At 65.0% G+C, this 19,139-nt stretch carries 19 protein-coding genes; 10 read left to right on the top strand and 9 right to left on the bottom strand.

The window, feature by feature from the left end; all coding sequences use genetic code 11:
- Nucleotides 1-88: 88 nt before the first annotated feature.
- Nucleotides 89-835 (top strand): polysaccharide deacetylase family protein, encoded by a 747-nt coding sequence (locus K410_RS0134395; RefSeq protein ID WP_028139078.1) that lies wholly within the window; start codon nt 89-91, stop codon nt 833-835.
- Between the two features lie 243 nt (nt 836-1,078).
- On the opposite strand, the gene K410_RS0134390 is transcribed toward K410_RS0134395, so the two are convergent.
- Nucleotides 1,079-2,038 (bottom strand): IS5 family transposase, encoded by a 960-nt coding sequence (locus K410_RS0134390; RefSeq protein WP_028139077.1) that lies wholly within the window; start codon nt 2,036-2,038, stop codon nt 1,079-1,081.
- A 166-nt stretch (nt 2,039-2,204) separates the two neighbouring features.
- Here K410_RS0134390 and recQ point away from each other — a divergent pair, with 166 nt between their 5' ends.
- Complete coding sequence (gene recQ / locus K410_RS0134385) at nt 2,205-4,070, top strand: DNA helicase RecQ (protein WP_028139076.1); 1,866 nt, start codon at nt 2,205-2,207, stop codon at nt 4,068-4,070.
- Nucleotides 4,071-4,136: 66 nt separating this feature from the next.
- On the opposite strand, the gene K410_RS0134380 is transcribed toward recQ, so the two are convergent.
- Nucleotides 4,137-5,153 carry a 1-aminocyclopropane-1-carboxylate deaminase gene (locus K410_RS0134380; RefSeq protein WP_028139075.1) on the bottom strand — a complete coding sequence of 339 codons (1,017 nt, stop codon included), beginning with the start codon at nt 5,151-5,153 and terminating at the stop codon, nt 4,137-4,139.
- A 157-nt stretch (nt 5,154-5,310) separates the two neighbouring features.
- Here K410_RS0134380 and K410_RS0134375 point away from each other — a divergent pair, with 157 nt between their 5' ends.
- Together K410_RS0134375 and K410_RS0134370 are read left to right on the top strand one after the other, a co-directional pair.
- Complete coding sequence (locus tag K410_RS0134375; RefSeq protein ID WP_028139074.1) at nt 5,311-5,775, top strand: Lrp/AsnC family transcriptional regulator; 465 nt, start codon at nt 5,311-5,313, stop codon at nt 5,773-5,775.
- Nucleotides 5,776-5,836: 61 nt separating this feature from the next.
- Nucleotides 5,837-7,009: a PLP-dependent cysteine synthase family protein gene (locus tag K410_RS0134370; RefSeq protein ID WP_155253820.1), complete on the top strand. Its 1,173-nt coding sequence runs from the start codon at nt 5,837-5,839 to the stop codon at nt 7,007-7,009.
- Nucleotides 7,010-7,022: 13 nt separating this feature from the next.
- Here the strand turns inward: K410_RS0134370 and K410_RS0134365 are convergent, their stop codons facing one another.
- Together K410_RS0134365 and K410_RS0134360 are read right to left on the bottom strand one after the other, a co-directional pair.
- Nucleotides 7,023-8,606, bottom strand: coding sequence for a sensor domain-containing diguanylate cyclase (locus K410_RS0134365; protein WP_028139072.1), 1,584 nt, complete (start codon nt 8,604-8,606; stop codon nt 7,023-7,025).
- Between the two features lie 230 nt (nt 8,607-8,836).
- Nucleotides 8,837-9,709, bottom strand: coding sequence for a hypothetical protein (locus K410_RS0134360; RefSeq protein WP_028139071.1), 873 nt, complete (start codon nt 9,707-9,709; stop codon nt 8,837-8,839).
- A 204-nt stretch (nt 9,710-9,913) separates the two neighbouring features.
- Between K410_RS0134360 and K410_RS0134355 the strand changes: the two genes are divergently transcribed.
- Nucleotides 9,914-10,159, top strand: coding sequence for a hypothetical protein (locus tag K410_RS0134355; protein WP_028139070.1), 246 nt, complete (start codon nt 9,914-9,916; stop codon nt 10,157-10,159).
- Nucleotide 10,160: 1 nt separating this feature from the next.
- Here K410_RS0134355 and K410_RS0134350 read toward each other — a convergent pair whose 3' ends face one another.
- On the bottom strand, nt 10,161-11,096 hold the full coding sequence (locus K410_RS0134350) for an alpha/beta hydrolase (RefSeq protein WP_028139069.1): 936 nt from the start codon (nt 11,094-11,096) through the stop codon (nt 10,161-10,163).
- A gap of 134 nt (nt 11,097-11,230) precedes the next feature.
- Between K410_RS0134350 and K410_RS0134345 the strand changes: the two genes are divergently transcribed.
- Nucleotides 11,231-12,118, top strand: a complete 888-nt coding sequence (locus tag K410_RS0134345) for a branched-chain amino acid aminotransferase (protein WP_028139068.1) — start codon at nt 11,231-11,233, stop codon at nt 12,116-12,118.
- Nucleotides 12,119-12,224: 106 nt separating this feature from the next.
- On the opposite strand, the gene K410_RS0134340 is transcribed toward K410_RS0134345, so the two are convergent.
- Together K410_RS0134340 and phaR are read right to left on the bottom strand one after the other, a co-directional pair.
- Nucleotides 12,225-12,842, bottom strand: coding sequence for a class I SAM-dependent methyltransferase (locus K410_RS0134340; protein WP_028139067.1), 618 nt, complete (start codon nt 12,840-12,842; stop codon nt 12,225-12,227).
- 40 nt (nt 12,843-12,882) lie between these two features.
- Nucleotides 12,883-13,473, bottom strand: coding sequence for a polyhydroxyalkanoate synthesis repressor PhaR (phaR, locus tag K410_RS0134335; protein ID WP_028139066.1), 591 nt, complete (start codon nt 13,471-13,473; stop codon nt 12,883-12,885).
- 316 nt (nt 13,474-13,789) lie between these two features.
- Here phaR and K410_RS0134325 point away from each other — a divergent pair, with 316 nt between their 5' ends.
- The 3 genes from K410_RS0134325 (at nt 13,790) to yddG (ending at nt 16,961) form a co-directional block, all read left to right on the top strand.
- Nucleotides 13,790-14,968 carry an acetyl-CoA C-acetyltransferase gene (locus tag K410_RS0134325; RefSeq protein WP_028139065.1) on the top strand — a complete coding sequence of 393 codons (1,179 nt, stop codon included), beginning with the start codon at nt 13,790-13,792 and terminating at the stop codon, nt 14,966-14,968.
- Between the two features lie 256 nt (nt 14,969-15,224).
- Entirely contained in the window at nt 15,225-15,950 is a 726-nt protein-coding gene (gene phbB, locus K410_RS0134320; RefSeq protein ID WP_028139064.1) for an acetoacetyl-CoA reductase, read from the top strand.
- Nucleotides 15,951-16,091: 141 nt separating this feature from the next.
- Nucleotides 16,092-16,961, top strand: coding sequence for an aromatic amino acid exporter YddG (yddG, locus tag K410_RS0134315; RefSeq protein WP_028139063.1), 870 nt, complete (start codon nt 16,092-16,094; stop codon nt 16,959-16,961).
- Between the two features lie 77 nt (nt 16,962-17,038).
- Here the strand turns inward: yddG and K410_RS0134310 are convergent, their stop codons facing one another.
- Both K410_RS0134310 and gloB read right to left on the bottom strand, forming a co-directional pair.
- Complete coding sequence (locus K410_RS0134310) at nt 17,039-17,461, bottom strand: cupin domain-containing protein (protein ID WP_028139062.1); 423 nt, start codon at nt 17,459-17,461, stop codon at nt 17,039-17,041.
- 37 nt (nt 17,462-17,498) lie between these two features.
- Nucleotides 17,499-18,266 carry a hydroxyacylglutathione hydrolase gene (gene gloB, locus K410_RS0134305; RefSeq protein WP_028139061.1) on the bottom strand — a complete coding sequence of 256 codons (768 nt, stop codon included), beginning with the start codon at nt 18,264-18,266 and terminating at the stop codon, nt 17,499-17,501.
- Nucleotides 18,267-18,374: 108 nt separating this feature from the next.
- On the opposite strand from gloB, the gene K410_RS0134300 reads away from it, so the two are divergent.
- A complete protein-coding gene (locus K410_RS0134300; protein ID WP_028139060.1) occupies nt 18,375-19,118 on the top strand; it encodes a class I SAM-dependent methyltransferase in 744 nt (247 codons plus the stop codon).
- Nucleotides 19,119-19,139: the final 21 nt, after the last annotated feature.

Raw genomic sequence — 19,139 nt, 5'->3', positions numbered from 1 at the left:
CGCGTTAGGATTACCCGAGCGTTAGGCTTGCCTCAACCGGCGCGCGAATGTTTCAGTGCGGAGATAATACATCACGGGAAACGCAGTCGTGTGGTCGGCACTCCAGGGACGCGTGAGCAATCGGCTGGCCCGGCATTTCCGTGCCGCGCCGCACCGGCTGCCTGCGTCCCATACGCCGATGGTGAGCTTCACCTTCGACGATGCTCCCGACAGCGCCGCTGGCGAGGGCGCCACGCTTCTCGAGAAGCACGGCGGGCGGGGCACGTTCTATCTCGCGGGCAGCCTGATCGGTCAGCCGTCGGACCATTGGCATGGCTTGTCGGACGACGCGATCGTCCGGCTTCATCGCGCCGGTCACGAGATTGCCTGCCATACCTTCTCGCACAAGAGCTCGGCCGATCTCGACGAGGCCGCCATGGCGCGCGAGATCGAGCGGAACCGCGCGTATTTTCGCGCGATCGATTCCTCGATCAGGCTGGAGAATTTCGCCTATCCCTACGGGCTTGCCTCGGTCTGGCGCAAGCCGCAGCTCGCCAAGGCCTTCCGTTCGGCCCGTGGCATCCTTCCCGGTGTCAACAGCGGCGTCATCGACCTGCAGTTCCTGCGCGCCTCGCCCTTGGTCGATTGCGAGACCGATCGAGCGGGCATCGATCGCTATTTCGACGAAGCGGTCGCGCGCGGCGGATGGCTCATCTTCTACGGTCACGACGTTGCGAGCGCGCCGAGCCCCTATGGCTGCACGCCGGACCTGCTGCGTCACGCGCTTGAGGCCGCCGGAAGACGCAACATGCCGATCGTGACGGTCGCAGAGGCGCTGCGAAGGATTGGGGCGTAGTTTCTTTTCCCTTCTCCCCTTGTGGGAGAAGGTGGCGCGAAGCGCCGGATGAGGGGTATGTCTCCGCAACATCGAATTCGTGGATAGAACCCTTCACCCGTCTCGCCGCTCACGCGGCGAACCACCCTCTCCCACAAGGGGCCTGTTGCATTATCGGCCTTTGAGGCTGAGGCCGTCAGGAGAGAGGGACACGGACACGGCAATTGCCCGGCAAGTCTGTAGTTGTCGCCCTCGGTGGGCGGCTCAGGCCGCGATCGTGGCCCACCGCCTCATGTTGAAGGCGATCGAGGCGAGTAGGACCTGCCCGCTTGCCTTCATCAGACCAACGTAGCGGATGCAGGTCAGTCGCATGCGGCGTTTGAGGGTGGCGAAAGTGTTCTCGACCTGGGCTCGTCGTCGCGCGATTAGAAGATTGTAGCGTTTGAGCCGGGCCGGCAGTTCCGGATGGTGCCTGTTGGGACGGAACGCGATGCGGGGCTTTTTGCCTTCCGCCTTCAGTCGAGCCCTCCTGGCATGCGTGTCATAGGCCGCATCAGCCCACACCACGGCCTCGTCGCCGCGGATCAACTCATCGGCTGGCGTCGTGTCATTGATGTTGGCAGGCGTGGTCAACACCGCGCGGATCAGGCCGGATCCTTCGTCAACGCCCATATGGGCCTTGTAACCGAAGGTCGAGCCGCTCTTGCCCTGCCGCTTGGTGAAGCGAGCGTCGGGATCGTTTGAAGGACGATCCTCCTTCGGAGGAGCCGACACCGCCTGGATCAGGGTTGCATCCAGCATCGTGCCGCGCTTGAGGATGACGCCGGCATTCTCAAGCTGGCGATCCAGTTCGCCAAACAGCTTCTCCAGCAGGCCTTGCTCAACGAGCCGGTTCCGGAAACGGTTCAGGACCGTATGATCGGGGGTGGCATCCTCCAGGCTCAAACCAACGAAGCGCTTGAACGACAACCGGTCGCCCAGCGCCTCCTCCAGTTCGCGTTCCGAAAGACCATAGAGCGACTGCAACAGCACCGCACGAAACAACACAAGCACCGGATAGCCTGGACGACCGGGGCTCCCTTCATCCCGTAAATGACCGATCAGCTTCTCGAACCGATACCACTTCACCAAGCCAGCCAACCGATCCAGCGCCGCATTGGCGCCGGCGCCCTTCGGCATCAGCGCTTCTACAAAGCTCGGCTGCCCCGTCCGCTTCACCGCCATCGATCCCTCCAGCCTTTGCCTTAGGGAATCACAACTGGCGAATTACGCAACAGCCCCACAAGGGGAGAGCGAAACAGCCGTGCCTCGCCTCCAAACAGTCTTGCCACGTCCACGCCGGCATGCGACTGGCCTTGTGACGAATCTCACGGCCTGATCTGTTCCGCTCATGTCCGCTCCCTCCACCGCTCCGCTCTCTGCGCCGGCCAACGGCCGCGACGCGCTGTCGGTGCTGCATTCGGTGTTCGGCCTGCCGGGTTTTCGCGGCGCGCAAGGCGAGATCGTCCGGCATGTCACGCAAGGCGGCAATTGCCTGGTGCTGATGCCGACCGGCGGCGGCAAGTCGCTGTGCTATCAACTTCCCTCGCTGCTGCGCGAAGGCTGCGGCATCGTGGTGTCGCCGCTGATCGCGTTGATGCGCGATCAGGTCGCCGGGCTGATCGAGGCCGGCGTCAACGCTGCCGCGCTGAACTCGTCGCTGACGCCGCAGGAAGCCTCCGATATCGAGCGCCGCCTGCTCGCGGGCGATCTCGATCTGCTCTATGTCGCGCCGGAACGCCTGGTCACGCCGCGCTGCCTGTCGCTGCTGGCGCAGGCGAAGGTGGCGCTGTTCGCGATCGACGAGGCGCATTGCGTCTCGCAATGGGGCCATGACTTCCGCCCCGAATATGTCGGCCTCTCCATCATCGCCGAGCGCTTTCCCGACGTGCCGCGCATCGCGCTGACCGCGACCGCCGACGAGCTGACGCGCAAGGAGATCGTCGCGCGGCTTCAGCTCGCGGATGCGCCGCAATTCGTCTCGAGCTTCGACCGGCCCAACATCCGCTACGAGATCGTCGACAAGCGCAACGCGGTGTCGCAGCTGAAGGAGTTCATCCGGGAGCGGCATGCGGGCGATGCCGGCGTGGTCTATTGCCTGTCGCGCAACCGCGTCGAGGAGGTCGCCGCCGCGCTTCAGGACGCCGGCATCGCGGCGCTGCCCTATCATGCCGGACTCGATGGGGCGTTGCGCTCACGCAACCAGGATCGTTTTCTCAACGAGGACGGCATCGTCATCGTTGCGACCGTCGCCTTCGGCATGGGCATCGACAAGCCCGACGTGCGCTTCGTCGCCCATCTCGACCTGCCCAAGAGCATCGAGGCCTACTATCAGGAGACGGGCCGCGCCGGCCGCGACGGCAAGCCGTCGGCCGCCTGGATGGCCTATGGGCTCTCGGACATCGTGCAGCAGCGCCGCATGATCGACGAGTCCAGCGCCTCCGACGAGTTCAAGCGGGTCTCGATCGGCAAGCTCGATGCGCTGGTCGGCCTCGCCGAAACGCCGCACTGCCGGCGTCGGCGGCTGCTCGCCTATTTCGGCGAGATCGTGATGGGCGAGCATTGCGGCAATTGCGACAATTGCCTGACGCCGCCGAAGATGCGCGACGGCAAGGTGCTGGCTCAGAAGCTGCTGTCCTGCGTTTATCGCACCGGCCAGCGTTTTGGCGCGATGCACCTGATCGACGTGCTGGTCGGGCGGCTGACCGAGAAGGTGACGCAGTTCGGCCACGACAAATTGTCGGTGTTCGGCATTGGGCGCGAGCTCAACGAAAAGCAGTGGCGCACCGTGCTGCGCCAGCTGGTGGCGATGGGCCATTTGCGGAGCGACAGCGAAGCGTTCGGTGCGCTGAAGCTGACCGAGACCGCGCGCGGCGTACTGCGCGGCGAGACCGAAGTGTGGCTGCGCGAGGAGGCGCCCGGCACGCGCATTCGCGCGAGCCGCGGCAAGTCCCGCCGCGGCGACCTTGCGCCCGCCGCCGACGCCGCGCAAGGCGATGTCGATCCCGAGCTGCGCGCGCGGCTGCGTTCGTGGCGCTCGGAGGTCGCGCGCGAGCGCGGCGTGCCGGCCTATGTGGTGCTGCACGATGCCACCATCGACGGCATCGTCCGGGCCTGGCCGACGACACTCGACGAGCTCCGCAATATCCCCGGCATCGGCGACAAGAAGCTCGAGCATTACGGTGACGAGCTGCTGCAGATCGTCAGGACGCGGTAGCCACGATCGCAGTCGCTCCATCCGGGCTACGAAGAGAGGCGAGATTCGTCTCGCCTCTCTTATGACTCACCCGTTCCTGAACGCATACGCGTAGCCGTTCAGCGCGGGGGCGCCGCCGAGATGGGCGTAGAGGATCTTCGCGCCCTTCTCGAAATAGCCCTTCTTCGCCAGGTCGATCAGGCCTTGCATCGACTTGCCCTCGTAGACGGGGTCGGTGATCATGCCTTCGAGCCGCGCGGTGAGGCGGATTGCCTCCTTGGTCTCTTCCGAGGGCACGCCATAGGCCGGATAGGCGTAGTCCTCGATCAGCACGACGTCCTCAGCGACGAGCTGCTTGCCCAGCTCGACGAGCCCGGCGGTGTTCTGCGCGATCTCGAGCACCTGCGCTTTGGTCTGATCAGGCGTGAACGAGGCGTCGATACCGATCACCTTGCGGGCGCGGCCGTCGGCGGCGAAGCCGACCAGCATGCCGGCATGGGTGGAGCCGGTCACCGTGCAGACGATGATATAGTCGAACTTGAAGCCGAGCTCGGCTTCCTGCTTGCGCACTTCCTCGGCGAAGCCGACATAGCCGAGCCCGCCGAACTTGTGCACGGAGGCGCCGGCGGGAATGGCGTAGGGCTTGCCGCCCGCGGCCTTCACGTCCTCGATCGCCTGCTCCCAGCTCTTGCGGATGCCGATGTCGAAGCCCTCGTCGACCAGGCGCACGTCGGCGCCCATGATGCGCGACAGCATGATGTTGCCGACGCGGTCATAGACGGCGTCCTCGTGCGGCACCCAGGCTTCCTGCACCAGGCGGCACTTCATGCCGATCTTGGCCGCGACCGCGGCGATCATGCGGGTGTGGTTGGACTGCACGCCGCCGATCGAGACCAGGGTGTCGGCGTTGGAGGCGATCGCATCGGGGATGATGTATTCCAGCTTGCGCAGCTTGTTGCCGCCATAGGCAAGGCCGGAATTGCAGTCCTCGCGCTTGGCATAGATCTCGACATTGCCGCCGAGATGCTTGGACAGCCGTTCCAGCTTCTCGATCGGCGTCGGACCGAAGGTCAGCGGATAGCGCGGAAATTTGTCGAGCTTCATGGGTCATCCCGATTGACGTTGATGGCGGCAGCTGCCTAGCATCGCACGAACGAAATGTGCTCTCGAATGTTGCGCTGATGTTGCGGCATATCTTACACGAATCGCGCTATTGGCTGATAGGTCTTCCGAAATCTGCCAATTAATGAAAGCTTCTTTCATGTCAGCCCGTCTGGACCGGATCGACCTTAAGATCCTGAGATTATTGCAAAATAATGGGCGGCTCAGTAACGCCGAGCTGGCCGACACCGTCGCGATCAGCCCCGCTACCTGCCACCGCCGGACCCAGCGCCTGTTCGAAGACGGGTTCATCGCGGCCGTCCGCGCCATGATCGCCCCCAAGAAGGTGGCCAAGGGCACGCTGGTGATGGTCGGCGTCGTGCTCGACCGCTCCACGCCGGAGAGCTTCGCCACCTTCGAGCAGGCGATCGCCAGGCTGAAATTCGTGCTCGACTGCCACCTCGTCGCCGGCGACTTCGACTATTTCCTGAAGATCCGCGTCGGCGACATGGAGGATTTCAACCGCATCCACGGCGAGCAGCTGATCGCGCTGCCCGGCGTGCGCCAGACCCGCACCTTCTTCGTGATGAAGGAGGTCGTGGACAACGCGCCGCTGGAATTTTGAGCGGCGTGCACGAAGCGCCCGCGTGCTAGATGGACGTCAGTTTTCGAGGAATCGCCTGGTCATGCCGATGGAGCCGCCTCCCTACCGCCCCCACGATCCGGCCGGGCCGGCCTATCAGCGTGGCTGGGTCGATGAGGCCGTCGCTGCGATCGAGGCCGACCAGTGCCGCACCGCCGATACGCATCTGATCCGGCTGATCGTGCCGGCGCTGTCAGGCATCGACATCTATCTGAAGGACGAGTCCACCCATCCGACCGGCAGCCTGAAGCATCGCCTGGCGCGCTCGCTGTTCCTCTACGCGCTCTGCAACGGTCACATCCGTGAAGGCACACCTGTGGTCGAGGCCTCCTCGGGATCGACTGCGGTGTCGGAGGCCTATTTCGCAGAGATGATCGGCGTGCCCTTCTACGCCGTGATGCCGCGCACGACCTCGGCGGAGAAGATCGCCGCGATCGAGCATTATGGTGGCAATTGCCACCTGATCGACGATGGCCGCGCGCTGTATGCGGAAGCCGCCGCGCTCGCCGCCCGTCTGAACGGCCATTACATGGACCAGTTCACCTTCGCCGAGCGCGCGACCGACTGGCGCGGCAACAACAACATCGCCGAGTCGATCTTTACGCAATTGCAGGGCGAGCGGCGCCCGCTGCCCGATTGGATCGTGATGGGCGCCGGGACCGGCGGCACCTCGGCCACGATCGGGCGCTATTTGCGCTATCGGCAATATCCCACACGTCTGTGCGTTGCCGATGTCGAGCATTCCGCCTTCTTCGACTGCTTCCGCTCACAGGACCGCTCTCACGTCTGCGACCGTCCGTCGCTGATCGAAGGCGTCGGCCGTCCCCGTTGCGAGCCCTCCTTCGTGCCCGAAGTGGTCGACCGCATGATGAAGATTCCGGATGCGGCCACGATTGCGGCGATGAACGTGTTGTCGCGCCGACTGCGTCGTCCGGTGGGCGGCTCCACCGGCACCAATTTCCTGGCGCTGTGCCGGCTGGCCTCGGAGATGCGCCAGGCGAACATCGTGGGGTCGCTGGTGACGTTGATCTGCGATTCCGGCGAGCGCTACCGGCAAACCTATTACGAGCCCGAATGGCTGAAGGCGCGCGGGCTCGATCCGGCGCCGTTCGAGGCCATCTTGTCGTCGTTCCTTGCGACCGGTGAGCCGCTGAAGCTCGCCGTCGACGATGTCGCAAATCCCCAAAGCGTGTTCGACGTTCCGCCGCCACGATAGCGGCGTCGTCCGATCACTCCGCTGCCTTGCGTGCCGGCGCCGGGGGCACGAAGGCAACGCAGCGATTGCGGCCTTCGGCCTTGGCCTGGTAGAGCGCGTGATCGGCCGCGCCCATCAGCGCGTCGATGCCGGACATGCTGACGGTGGCCTCTGCGATGCCGATGCTCACGGTGACGCCGAACCGGATCTCGCCGGCGACGATCTGCGCGCCCATCACGCGCTTGCGGATGCGATCGGCCACTGTCCTCGCGCGCGAGAGGCTGGTCTCGGGCAGCAGAACCGCAAACTCCTCGCCGCCGAGGCGACCGACGATGTCCGATTTGCGCTTGCCGTCGAGGCACGCGGCCGCAACCGCCCTGATCGCGGCGTCGCCCACGGCATGGCCGTAGCGGTCGTTGACTGATTTGAAGTGGTCGATGTCCAGCATCAGCACCGAGACGGAGCGATAATAGCGCTGGAACCGGCTCCATTCGGCATCCAGGGACTCGAGAAAGTGGCGGCGGTTGTAGAGGCCGGTGAGCGGATCGGTGGTGGCGAGCGTCTCCAGCATCGCGGCTTTTTGCATCAGGTCGGTGATGTCGACATAGGTCAGCATGCGGCCGCCGTTCCACATCGTGGTGCAATGAGCCCTGATGCGCCTTCCGTCCGGGGTCTGCAGGTCACGCACATGGTCGCCGGCCTTGACCTCTGCGACCCGCCTAGCTGGAAATTTCGTCAGCTCATTTGCCGGAAGATCCGGCGCGCTGGCGCGATGGACCCGGCTCACCAGTGATGCATAGGTCGGTCGGCTCTCCGCCTCCTGTTCGCTCACGTCCCAGAACCGTCGCATCCGTCGGTTCATGAAGCTGGCGTTGAGATCGCGATCGAGCAGCAGCACGCCGTCCTCGACATTTTCCAGCGCGTCGCGCAGCAACTTCAGCTCGTCGGAATAGCGCACGATGTCGGTCACGGGCGTATATGTCAGCATTCGCCCGCCGTCGGGCAGCGGCGTGCATTGCATCCGAACGACGTCTCCACTGGAGCGGCGCAGATCAAGCGGGGAGGCGTCGCCCGCCTGGACGTGACGAACCCGCTCGGCAACGTAGGCATCGAGCTCGGTCTGTGGAACTTCGTAAGCGAGAGTGTCGCGGCCGTGGCGCATCAGCGTCACGAACGACGGGCAGCTCTCGGCGACTTCATCCGGCAACCGCCACATCTGGCGGAACGCGCGATTGATCAACTTTGCGCGGAGCTTTGCATCCAGCAGCACGATGCCAAGCGGGACGAAATCAAGCGCTGCGCGAAGAGCGAGCATCTGCCCGCGCATCAGCGCATCGGACGAGCGCTCCCGCTCCTCGCCAGCCAGGCGCTCAACGCTGTCCGGCCGTTCGAAGGCGACGCCGACCTGGCGGTCCGATCGCCAGACCACTCGGCAGGTCAGGACCTCGCGCCCTGCCAGCCTGAGCTGGAAGCTCTCGGGCACGCCGAGGCCGCTCTCCATCTCGAGCGTCGCCGCCTCTTCGGTCAGCCGGCGCACGACGCAATCGATCGACGACTGGCCGAAATTGAAGAAGATCTTCCCAGCAAGTAGCGTCCGTTCCGGAACCAGATGGGACATTCGCAGCCTCCCGTGTGCTCCGGCTCAGTCTGTCGCAAGCATATTGCCGAGAGGTAACTGGATGGGGCTCTGGCGAGGGAACCCGGCGACACGCCAACGCTCGGAAGGGCTGCTTGGGGGTCCGCAGCGGATGCGAAAGTCCTTCATCTTCAATGCCCGGCTGTCGCGACCGCCGTGCGATATCCGGAAAGCGGGAGATCCGCTTTACCCGCTGTCCACCATGCTCCAAGTCAGTTACGGATCGCGTAGAGCGGCGTTCGCAGGGTCAACTGGTAAGACGGCTTCGGCGTCCAGGCGATCTGTGCGGTGATGCCGAACAGGCGGTTGTCGTTGTCGTCCATGCGATCAAGGTCGAGCCGCAGGATCGGCTGCGTGAAGGATTCCGCGAGCGTCCGGCCCGCCAGCTGCGCGCCGCCGAACGATTGCATGCCAAGGCGTCCGGTGAATTTCCAATTGCTCGGCCATTGGTAATAGCCGCCGGCATAGAGGATCGTGTTCGGCCGGATGCTGGCGAATGGGCTGGCGATGATGGTGGTGGTATGCTGCACGCCGGTCAGCCAGCCCCGCGTCTCGTCCTCGTCGAGCGCGTAGTCGAATTCCAGGATGTTGTTCAGCGAATTCGTCATGCCGTGATCGTTCGGCACCGATTGCGTCAAGGTCGATTGCAGCGTGATGGTCGGGATTGCGCCGCCATCCTGCCGGTAGAGGTCGGCCTGCACGCCGATGTTCCAGCTGGTGATGTCGAACCTCGACCAACCGTCGCCAATGTCGGTCGTCGAGCCCGACACGCCGCCATAAAGCGAGACGCGGTCGTCGACGTCGACGGTGAGCGGCAGGTCGACGGCAATCGATTTCGCGGCCGGCAGGCCGTTCGGCAGCGTTGCGCCTCTGCGCACCGCCAGGGCTTGCAGCGCGGCCGATAGCGAGCCGGTGCCGAAACCGAGTCCGAGCGTCCCTGCCGGAACCGACGCATAGCTCGTGCGCAGATCGAGATAGAGGTTCGGGACGGCAGGTTTTGCTGCTGCATCCTCCTCATCTTCGGCGGAGAAGGCGGCGCCGGCCGAAATCGTCAGGCAGGCCAGTCCCATCGCGGTAGCGCGCAAGCTCGGACGATGCGATGGGCGGTGAGGAGGCACGAGACAATCCGACGCGCGGGCGAAATCGCGCGCTAGATGGAACGTGATCGCTGCCGCGGTCAAGCGCCATCCGCAAGCCATGGACTGCATCGATGGGCGCGGCTACCTTGTCGTGACTGCACCGATCCGCTCGCTGGCGGGAGCAGGCCGGAACAATGGAGGACGACAGCCATGACCACGTCACGCCGCATCCTGCTCGCCGGAATGGCAGGACTCGCCGTCGCTCCGGCCGCCGTGGCCGCGGTACCCGCGCCGGCGCGCGATGACACGACGGTTGCCGAAGAACGCTTTGCGCGCATGATCGCCGCAGCGCATGCGCCCGACGTCACCTGCGCCCGCCAGGCGGAGCGCTATGCGGACGCGCATTGGCCCGACTATGTCATGGCGGCCAGGGCCGTGCTCGGCGCGCGCGTGTGATCTACCTCTCTACCGCTCGCCGCACCTGCTCGCCGATCTGCGACAGCACGAGCTGTGCCTGCGGCAGGATCGCGCCCATGGCGTGGAAATTGTGAACCATGCCGTCGTGGCAGACATGCTCGACGGCGACGCCTGCGGCGAGCAGCTTGCGGGCATAGGCATTGCCTTCATCGCGCATCGGGTCGTACTCGGCGGTGTGGATGATCGCGGTCGGCAGGCCTGTGAGCCGGGTGGCGCGCAGCGGAGACACGCGGGGATCGGCCGTGTCGACGCCCTCAGGCAGATAGTCGGAGAGATCGGCCTCGATCGTGACGCGGTCGATCAGATGGCCCTCGGCAAAGGCCTCGCGCGACGGCGAGGTTTCCTCGAAATCCAGCACCGGGCAGATCAGGCATTGTGCGGCGATGGCAAGGCCCGCGGTCTGTGCCGCCTCCTGGCACACGATCGCAGCAAGCGTTGCACCGGCGGAATCGCCGCCGACCACCAGGCGGTCCGCGTCGATGCCGAGCGATGCGGCCTCGCGCGCGACCCATTCGGTGGCGGCGATGGCATCGTCGACGGCGGCGGGAAATCTGTGCTCCGGCGCGAGCCGGTAATCGACGGAAACGAGGCGGCAGCCGGTGGCATGCGCCAGCACCGCCGCGATGCGGTCATGCGTGGCGATGCCGCCGGCGACGAGGCCGCCGCCGTGGAAGAACACGAAGCCCGGTGCAACCTCGTCGGCATTTGCGGGCGTGTAGAGGCGATAAAGCAGCTCGCCGTCGCGGCCGGGCAGCACGCCGTCGCGCGTCGTCACATCGGGCGCATCCGCGCGCGCGAACTGCATCAGCTTGGCCAGCGATTGCCGCCGCGCCTCCACGCTCGGCCGGCTTTTCGCCTGCGGCGCAGCCGCGGCCATCATGGTCAACAAGCGCTTTGCGAGCGGATCGAGCGGCATGGCAATCTCCGTATCATTGCCCGCATTATAGCCTGTTTGGCGCGTTTTACCCGCCGGGAGAGGGTGCTGGTCCGGCAGCAAATCATTTAGGAATTGGGACAATAGTGCCCTTATATTTCCAAGGGGAGGCCGTCATGGCCGAGATCAAGAAGCCGATCGAATATTCGCCGAGCTGGACCTTCTTCGAGGGCAAATGGCACGACGGCAACGTGCCGATCATGGGCCCGCGCACGCATGCGGCCTGGCTCGGCTCGGTGGTATTCGATGGTGCGCGCGCGTTCGAGGGCGTCGCGCCCGATCTCGACCGCCACGTCGCGCGCGCCAATCAATCCGCGGTCAGTTTCGGCCTCAAGCCGGTGGTCGATACCGCCACCTGGCTCGGGCTTGCGACCGAAGGCATTGCGCGCTTTGCGGCCAATGCCGAGCTCTACGTCCGTCCGATGTATTGGGCGCAGAACGGCTCGGGCGGCGGCGTGCTGTTCGACCCCGAGACCACCAATTGGTGCCTGTGCATCTACGAGGCGCCGATGCCAAAGCCGACCGGCAACGCCATCACCCTGTCGCCGTTCCGACGGCCCACCGCCGAATGCGCGCCGGTCGAGGCGAAGGCGGCCTGCCTCTATCCGAACAATTCGCGCGCGCTGGCGGAGGCCGCCTCGCGCGGCTTTCAGAACGCGCTGATGCTGGACATGCTCGGCAACGTCGCCGAGTTCGGCAATTCCAACGTGTTCATGGCCAAAGACGGCGTGGTCTATACGCCGGCTCCCAACGGCACGTTCCTCAACGGCATCACGCGCCAGCGCGTCGTCGGCCTGCTTCGCGGCGCCGGCGTCAATGTGGTCGAGAAGACGTTGCGCTATGCCGATTTCCTCGCGGCCGACGAAATCTTCTCCACCGGCAATTTCGCCAAGGTCGCCCCGGTGATCCGCATCGACGAGCGCGAGCTGAAGCCGGGGCCGCTCTACGCCAGGGCGCGACAGCTCTATTGGGACTTTGCGCATGCGGTGCAGCTGGCGGCTTGAACCCGCAATTTCCCCTCGTCATGCCCGGGCTTGTCCCGGGCATCCACGTTCTTCTGAGGACGCCGTGGTGCGTGGATGGCCGGGACAAGCCCGGCCATGACGGGAGCTATCTGCGCTTCCGAAACCGGCTGAACTGAAACGCCTGTGTCGAATCCCACGGCGTCTGGTGCGTCTCGCTGCGGGTCTCGATCAGCTCGAACTCCGGCCCGAGCTCCGCTGCGAGGCTGGTGCTGTCATGGCGCTGCACCGGCAGGCCGCTGCATTTCTCCGGACCATCGGGCGCAAACGTCGCGATGATGACGTGGCCGCCCGGCGCAACCGCGGACCGCAAGCGTTCGACGTAAGCCGCTCTGTCGCGCGGGTCGGTCAGGAAGTGGAACGCGGCGCGGTCGTGCCAGACCTCGTAGGTCTTCGCCGGCTGCCAACTGGTGGCGTCGGCAACGATCCAGTCGACCATCGATGCGACGGCGCCGATGCGCTTCTTCGCCGCGTCAAGCGCATGGGCGGAAAGATCCAGCACAGAGACGTCGCGATATCCCTCCGCCAACAGCGCATCGACCAGACGCGAAGCGCCGCCGCCGATATCGATGATGGCCGATCCGCGATCGGGATTGCTCGCCCGGATCATCGCGAGCGAGGTCGATGGGCTATCCTGAAACCAGCTGACCTCGTCCTCGCCCTTGGTGGCGTAGACGCTGTCCCAATGGGAGCTTCGGTCGGACATCCTGTATTCTCCGGCTCAATCGGGTGCCGGACGAAGGAAGCTACTCCTCCTTCTTCGACATCCGCTCCAGGCGCTCCTGCATTTCCTTCATCTGCTGGCGCAAATCGTCGATGTTGCTGTCCTTCGGCGCTTCGGCATTCGCTTCGGACTCCGCCTCGGCGGCGGTCGCCGGGCGCGGCGGGACGAAGGGCTTGAACATCGAGAAGGTTTGCTGGAACAGCTCCATGTTGCGACGGACTTGTTCTTCCAAGGGAGCAAAAGGAGTGCCGGACAGCGTGTTGGCGATCTGCTTGCGGAACTTCTCTTGCTCCTGGGTCAGGGTCGCGATCGATTGCTCCAGATATTTCGGCACCACCATCTGCATGCTGTCGCCGTAGAAGCGGATGAGCTGGCGCAGGAAGGTGGTCGGGAGCAGGTTCTGGCCGGCCTTGTTCTCCTGCTCGAAGATGATCTGGGCGAGCACCGAGCGGGTGATGTCGTCGCCGGTCTTGGCGTCATAGACCAGGAAATCCTCGCCTTCCTTGACCATCGCGGCGAGATCTTCCAGCGTCACATAGGTGCTCGTTCCGGTGTTGTAGAGCCGGCGGTTCGCGTATTTCTTGATGGTGGTGGGTTGGTCTGATTTCGCCATGGGCTCTCACTTGCAAGCGCGGAGAACGGGAACCCGGCGGGCCATGCCGCAGGGCGGGAAGAGTACGCAACGCAACAAAATAAGCATTTTCAAAGGGGTCACGCTACCGTTTTGTGCGGCACGGTTAATCGCAGAGCAAAATCTTGCTTGCGAAAGCGCCAAGAACGCTATTTTGAATGCGCTGCGGCATGAATTCGGTCGCCAGCCGATTGACATGCCTCAACGACGTTAACAGGATGGCTCACGACACTGGCGGCTGCTTTGGTAAAGCCCCGCCTGCCCCCATTCAAAGAACCACAAGCCTCAGGAGATGCCCATGTCAGACGATGTCGTCATCGTCAGCGCCGCCCGCACCCCGGTCGGTAGCTTCAACGGAGCGTTCGCGACCCTTCCCGCCCACGATCTCGGCGCCATCGCCATCAAGGCGGCACTGGAGCGCGGTGGCATCGAGCCCGGGCGGGTCTCGGAGGTCATCATGGGGCAGATCCTGACCGCAGCCCAGGGCCAGAACCCGGCCCGTCAGGCCTCGATCGGCGCCGGCATCCCGGTGGAGAGCCCGGCCTGGGGCGTCAACCAGCTTTGCGGCTCGGGCCTGCGCACGGTTGCGCTCGGCTACCAGGCGCTGCTCAACGGCGATTCAGAGATCGTGGTTGCCGGCGGCCAGGAGTCCATGAGCATGGCCCCGCACGCGCAGTATCTGCGCGGCGGCGTCAAGATGGGCCCCGTCGAGTTCGTCGACACGATGATCAAGGACGGTCTGTGGGATGCCTTCAATGGCTACCACATGGGCAACACCGCCGAGAACGTCGCGCGGCAATGGCAGATTACCCGCGCCCAGCAGGACGAGTTCGCGGTGGCCTCGCAGCAGAAGGCCGAGGCGGCGCAGAAGGCCGGCAAGTTCAACGACGAGATCGTCCCCGTCACCATCAAGACCCGCAAGGGCGACGTCGTCGTCAGCGCCGACGAATATCCGCGTCATGGCGCAACGCTCGAGGCGATGGCCAAGCTCCGTCCCGCCTTCGAGAAGGACGGCACGGTCACCGCGGGCTCTGCGTCCGGCATCAATGACGGCGCCGCCGCCGTGGTGCTGATGACCGCCAAGCAGGCGGCCAAGGAAGGCAAGAAGCCGCTGGCGCGCATCGTGTCCTGGGCGCAGGCCGGCGTCGATCCCAAGATCATGGGCTCGGGCCCGATCCCGGCTTCGCGCGCCGCGCTGAAGAAGGCCGGCTGGAATGTCGGCGATCTCGATCTGATCGAGGCCAACGAAGCCTTCGCGGCGCAGGCCTGCGCCGTCAACAAGGATCTCGGCTGGGATACCTCCAAGGTCAACGTCAATGGCGGCGCGATCGCGATCGGCCATCCGGTCGGTGCGTCCGGTGCGCGCGTGCTGGTGACGCTGCTGCATGAAATGCAGAAGCGCGATTCGAAGAAGGGCCTCGCCACGCTGTGCATCGGCGGCGGCATGGGTATCGCGATGTGCATCGCGCGCGACTGACGATGGCTGACGTGCAGCTTGCGCGTAGTTTGCGCGTGCGCTGCACACCTCAGTGAGTGCGTTGCACGCGACTAAAAAGGCAGCGGCTGCAAATCAAATATTCTTCGCAATCGCGCAAGCCTCGACTAAATACAAACGCCCGGCTCAACGCCGGGCGTTTTGTTCTTGATGTCCGTCAAACCAACCGCATAATCCAACGTTAAAAAGCGATCACGTCCGAAGAGTCCAAGGAAGAGTCCAAGGGAAGGGATACGACATGGCACGTGTTGCATTGGTCACGGGGGGTACGCGGGGCATCGGTGCGGCGATCAGCAAGGCGCTGAAGGCGGCCGGCTACAAGGTCGCGGCGAGCTATGCCGGCAACGACGCGGCGGCGGAGAAGTTCAAGGCCGAGACCGGCATTGCCGTCTACAAATGGGACGTCAGCAGCTTCGAGGCCTGCGCCGAAGGCGTGAAGAAGGTCGAGGCCGATCTCGGCCCGGTCGAGGTGCTCGTCAACAATGCCGGCATCACCCGCGACACCGCCTTCCACAAGATGACGCTCGAGCAGTGGAACGCCGTCATCAACACCAATCTCGGCTCGCTCTTCAACATGACGCGCCAGGTCATCGAGGGCATGCGCGCGCGCAAGTTCGGCCGCATCATCTCGATCTCGTCGATCAACGGACAGAAGGGACAGTTCGGCCAGGTCAATTATTCCGCGGCGAAGGCCGGCGACATCGGCTTCACCAAGGCGCTGGCGCTGGAGAACGCCAAGGGCGGCATCACCGTGAATGCGATCTGCCCCGGCTACATCAACACCGAAATGGTGCAGGCGGTGCCGAAGGACGTTCTGGAGAAGAACGTGATCCCGCAGATCCCGACCAACAGGCTCGGCGAGCCCGAGGAGATCGCGCGCGCGGTCGTGTTCCTCGCCGCCGACGAATCCGGTTTCATTACGGGATCGACGCTGACGGTCAACGGCGGCCAGTACATGGTGTGATGCGATCGCATCACGCCGGCTGATATTTTCCCCATCGTCATGCCCGGGCTTGTCCCGGGCATCCACGGCCTTACAACATCCGTCGCCACGAAGAACGTGGATGGCCGGGACAAGCCCGGCCATGACGGAAACATTGGGCCGATGACTCCCCGCACCGCCACGCTGATCGGATTGACCGCGATCCTGATGTGGTCGCTGCTCTCGGTGATGACCGTGGCGACCGGAACGATTCCGGCGTTCCAGCTCGCCGCAATGACCTTCGCGATCGGCGGCCTGGTCGGCCTGCTCACTTGGATCGGCCGCGGCGATGCGGCGAAGAGCCTGCGTCAGCCGCTCGTCGTCTGGGTCGTCGGCGTTGGCGGCCTGTTCGGCTATCACGCGCTGTACTTCCTCGCGCTGCGCTTCGCGCCGCCGGCCGAAGCCGGCCTTCTCAACTACATGTGGCCATTGCTGATCGTGCTGTTCTCGTCGTTCCTGCCCGGCGAGCGGCTCGCTTTGCATCACATCGTCGGCGCCGTGCTCGGCCTCGTCGGCACCGTGCTGCTGTTTGCCGGCAACACCAGCGGGTTTGCGCCGGGAGCGGTGCCGGGATTGATCGCGGCTTTCATTGCTGCGTTCGTCTGGGCAACCTATTCGGTGCTGTCGCGCCGTTTGAAGGCGGTGCCGACCGATGCGGTCGCCGGCTTCTGCCTGGCCACAGCATTGCTGGCCGCGCTGATGCACGGCCTGCTTGAAACCACGGTGTGGCCGGAGACGGGCTTGCAATGGCTCTCCGTGATCGCTCTCGGCATCGGCCCCGTCGGCGCTGCGTTCTACGCCTGGGACATCGGCATGAAGCGCGGCGACATCCGCGTGCTCGGCGCCGCCTCCTACGCGACCCCGCTACTCTCGACCGGCTTCCTCATCGCCGCCGGGTTTGCCAAGGCCAGCGCCAACATCGCCATCGCCGCGATCCTGATTGCCGGGGGCGGTCTGATCGCCGCCAAGGACATGGTGCTGAGGAAGCGATGATTGTCATTCCGGGGCGCGCGAAGCGCGAACCCGGAATCCATCGATCCGCGTCATTGGTGCCGAGGTGGATTTCGGACCTACGGCTCCCAGCCCTTTGGAGCGAGCTCGAAGCCCGCGAACTCGAATGCGGGCGCGACGGTGCAGCCGACCAGGGTCCACTCGCCCGTGGTTTCCGCCATCTGCCAGGCATGCGCCGGCACGATGGCCTGCGGCCGTTCGCCGCCGGCGAGGTCGGTGCCGAGCCGCACCTCGTGCTGGGAGCAGCCGTCATGGGCGATGCGCAGCAGCAAGGGGCTGCCGGCATAATAATGCCAGGTCTCGACCGCATCGACGCGATGCCAGTGCGAACGCTCGCCGCGGGCGAGCAGGAAATAGATCAGGGTCGAGCGCGAACGGCCGTTGGCGTCGGTGGCCTTGTCGCGAAACGTCTCGCGATAATGGCCGCCTTCGGGATGCGGCCGCAGTTCAAGGCGCGCGATGATCTCGGCCGCGGTCGGCATCGAACCCCGTCAGGCTTTGTTAGTCAGGACTTGTGCATCAGGATTTATTCTTGCGCTCGCGCAGCTCGCCGAACACCGCGGCGGCATCCGCGCCCTTCATGTGCAGCTTGGCGGCGACCTGTGGTTCGTCGGCGCGCAGGAAGACGTTGGCGCGTTTCTCCTCGCCCAGCAGCGTCGGAATGGTCGGCTTGTTCTCGGCGCGAAGCTTCGCCACCTCCGCCGCGCGAGCCTGCAGCGCCGCATTGTCGGGCTCGACTGTCAGCGCGAACTTGACGTTGGAAGCCGTGTATTCGTGGCCGCAATAGAGCTTGAAGTCGTCGGGCAGGGCGCGCAGCTTCAGAAGCGAATCCCACATCATGGGATAGGTGCCCTCGAACACGCGGCCGCACCCGATCGAGAACAGCGTGTCGGCCGCGAACACCGTCTTCTCGGTGTCGAACACGTAGGAGACGTGGTCGAGCGTATGGCCGGGTGTCTCCAGGACGCGTGCCAGCAGATTGCCGATCTTGACCACGTCGGCGTTGGCGACACGCAGGTCGACGTTCGCGATCTCAGTCCCCTTGTCGTGCGGCGCGACGACGCGGCAATTGTATTTGGCCTTGAGCTCGGCGACGCCGCCGACATGATCGCCGTGATGATGGGTGATCAGGATGTCGGTGAGCTGCCAGCCCTCGCGGTCCAGTGCCTTCAGGATGGGGCCGGCCTCGGGCGCGTCGATCGACGCCGTCGCCTTGGTCTCCACATCGTGGATCAGATAACCGAAATTGTCGTTTAAACAGGTGAAGATACGAATTTCGGCGGCCATGTCATCTCCATCGGGCTCAGCCCCGCCAGACAAATATGGCGTTAACGTTGCGCAGGCAATGCAATATTCCGCGCGCAGGCGCAGCCCTGCGCATGTTACATTGCGGTCATGACCATCGACGTCGTCGACCTCCGCGAGTTCTATTCGCGCCGCCTCGGGATCGTGGCGCGGCAAATGATCAATCGCGGCATCAGGGAGCGCTGGCCGGACGCGGAGGGCCAGCGCGTGCTCGGCCTCGGCTATCCCACGCCCTATCTGGGGTTGTTCCGCGAGGATGCCGAGCGCTGCATCGCCTTCATGCCCGCGGCCCAGGGCGTGCTGAAATGGCCGACGGGACGGCCGGCGCTGGCCTCGCTGGTCGACGAGTTCTCGTTGCCGCTTGCCGACGCCGCGGTCGACCGCATCCTGCTGGTTCACGCGCTGGAGATGTCGGACGATCCGGCCGCGCTGCTGCGCGAGGTGTGGCGCGTGCTGTCGCCCTCGGGCCGCGTGATCGCCGTGATCCCGAACCGGCGCGGGGTGTGGACCCGCACCGACAGCACGCCGTTCGGTCACGGCCGGCCCTATTCGCGCTCGCAGATCACCGATCTGTTGCGCCAGACCTGGTTCACGCCGACCGCCTGGGGCGAGGCGCTGTTCATGCCGCCCTATGCCGGCGGCTGGGTGCTGAGATCGGCACAGATGTGGGAGCGCGCCGGTGCAGCGCTGTCGCTGCCCTTTGCCGGCGTGCACATCGTCGAGGCCACCAAGCAGGTCTATCGTGCGATCCCCGCCAAGCGCGAGCGGGCGCGGCTGATTCCCTCGCTCGCCAAGCCGGTGCTGGTGCCGTCCTCGACCGTGACGCGCAGCTGAAAAAATCGTCCCGGCGCGAGG

It is taken from the genome of Bradyrhizobium sp. 22 (assembly GCF_000482425.1).
GTDB lineage: Bacteria > Pseudomonadota > Alphaproteobacteria > Rhizobiales > Xanthobacteraceae > Bradyrhizobium > Bradyrhizobium japonicum_B.
This window is presented reverse-complemented; position numbering and strand designations above follow the sequence as displayed.

Bases quoted from the DNA above. Each gene is read 5' to 3' on its own strand.
- K410_RS0134390 (WP_028139077.1), bottom strand. From the start codon at position 2,038: ATGGCGGTGAAGCGGACGGGGCAGCCGAGCTTTGTAGAAGCGCTGATG.
- recQ (WP_028139076.1), top strand. From the start codon at position 2,205: ATGTCCGCTCCCTCCACCGCTCCGCTCTCTGCGCCGGCCAACGGCCGC.
- K410_RS0134380 (WP_028139075.1), bottom strand. From the start codon at position 5,153: ATGAAGCTCGACAAATTTCCGCGCTATCCGCTGACCTTCGGTCCGACG.
- K410_RS0134375 (WP_028139074.1), top strand. From the start codon at position 5,311: ATGTCAGCCCGTCTGGACCGGATCGACCTTAAGATCCTGAGATTATTG.
- K410_RS0134370 (WP_155253820.1), top strand. From the start codon at position 5,837: ATGCCGATGGAGCCGCCTCCCTACCGCCCCCACGATCCGGCCGGGCCG.
- K410_RS0134365 (WP_028139072.1), bottom strand. From the start codon at position 8,606: ATGTCCCATCTGGTTCCGGAACGGACGCTACTTGCTGGGAAGATCTTC.
- K410_RS0134355 (WP_028139070.1), top strand. From the start codon at position 9,914: ATGACCACGTCACGCCGCATCCTGCTCGCCGGAATGGCAGGACTCGCC.
- K410_RS0134350 (WP_028139069.1), bottom strand. From the start codon at position 11,096: ATGCCGCTCGATCCGCTCGCAAAGCGCTTGTTGACCATGATGGCCGCG.
- K410_RS0134345 (WP_028139068.1), top strand. From the start codon at position 11,231: ATGGCCGAGATCAAGAAGCCGATCGAATATTCGCCGAGCTGGACCTTC.
- K410_RS0134340 (WP_028139067.1), bottom strand. From the start codon at position 12,842: ATGTCCGACCGAAGCTCCCATTGGGACAGCGTCTACGCCACCAAGGGC.
- phaR (WP_028139066.1), bottom strand. From the start codon at position 13,473: ATGGCGAAATCAGACCAACCCACCACCATCAAGAAATACGCGAACCGC.
- K410_RS0134325 (WP_028139065.1), top strand. From the start codon at position 13,790: ATGTCAGACGATGTCGTCATCGTCAGCGCCGCCCGCACCCCGGTCGGT.
- phbB (WP_028139064.1), top strand. From the start codon at position 15,225: ATGGCACGTGTTGCATTGGTCACGGGGGGTACGCGGGGCATCGGTGCG.
- yddG (WP_028139063.1), top strand. From the start codon at position 16,092: ATGACTCCCCGCACCGCCACGCTGATCGGATTGACCGCGATCCTGATG.
- K410_RS0134310 (WP_028139062.1), bottom strand. From the start codon at position 17,461: ATGCCGACCGCGGCCGAGATCATCGCGCGCCTTGAACTGCGGCCGCAT.
- gloB (WP_028139061.1), bottom strand. From the start codon at position 18,266: ATGGCCGCCGAAATTCGTATCTTCACCTGTTTAAACGACAATTTCGGT.
- K410_RS0134300 (WP_028139060.1), top strand. From the start codon at position 18,375: ATGACCATCGACGTCGTCGACCTCCGCGAGTTCTATTCGCGCCGCCTC.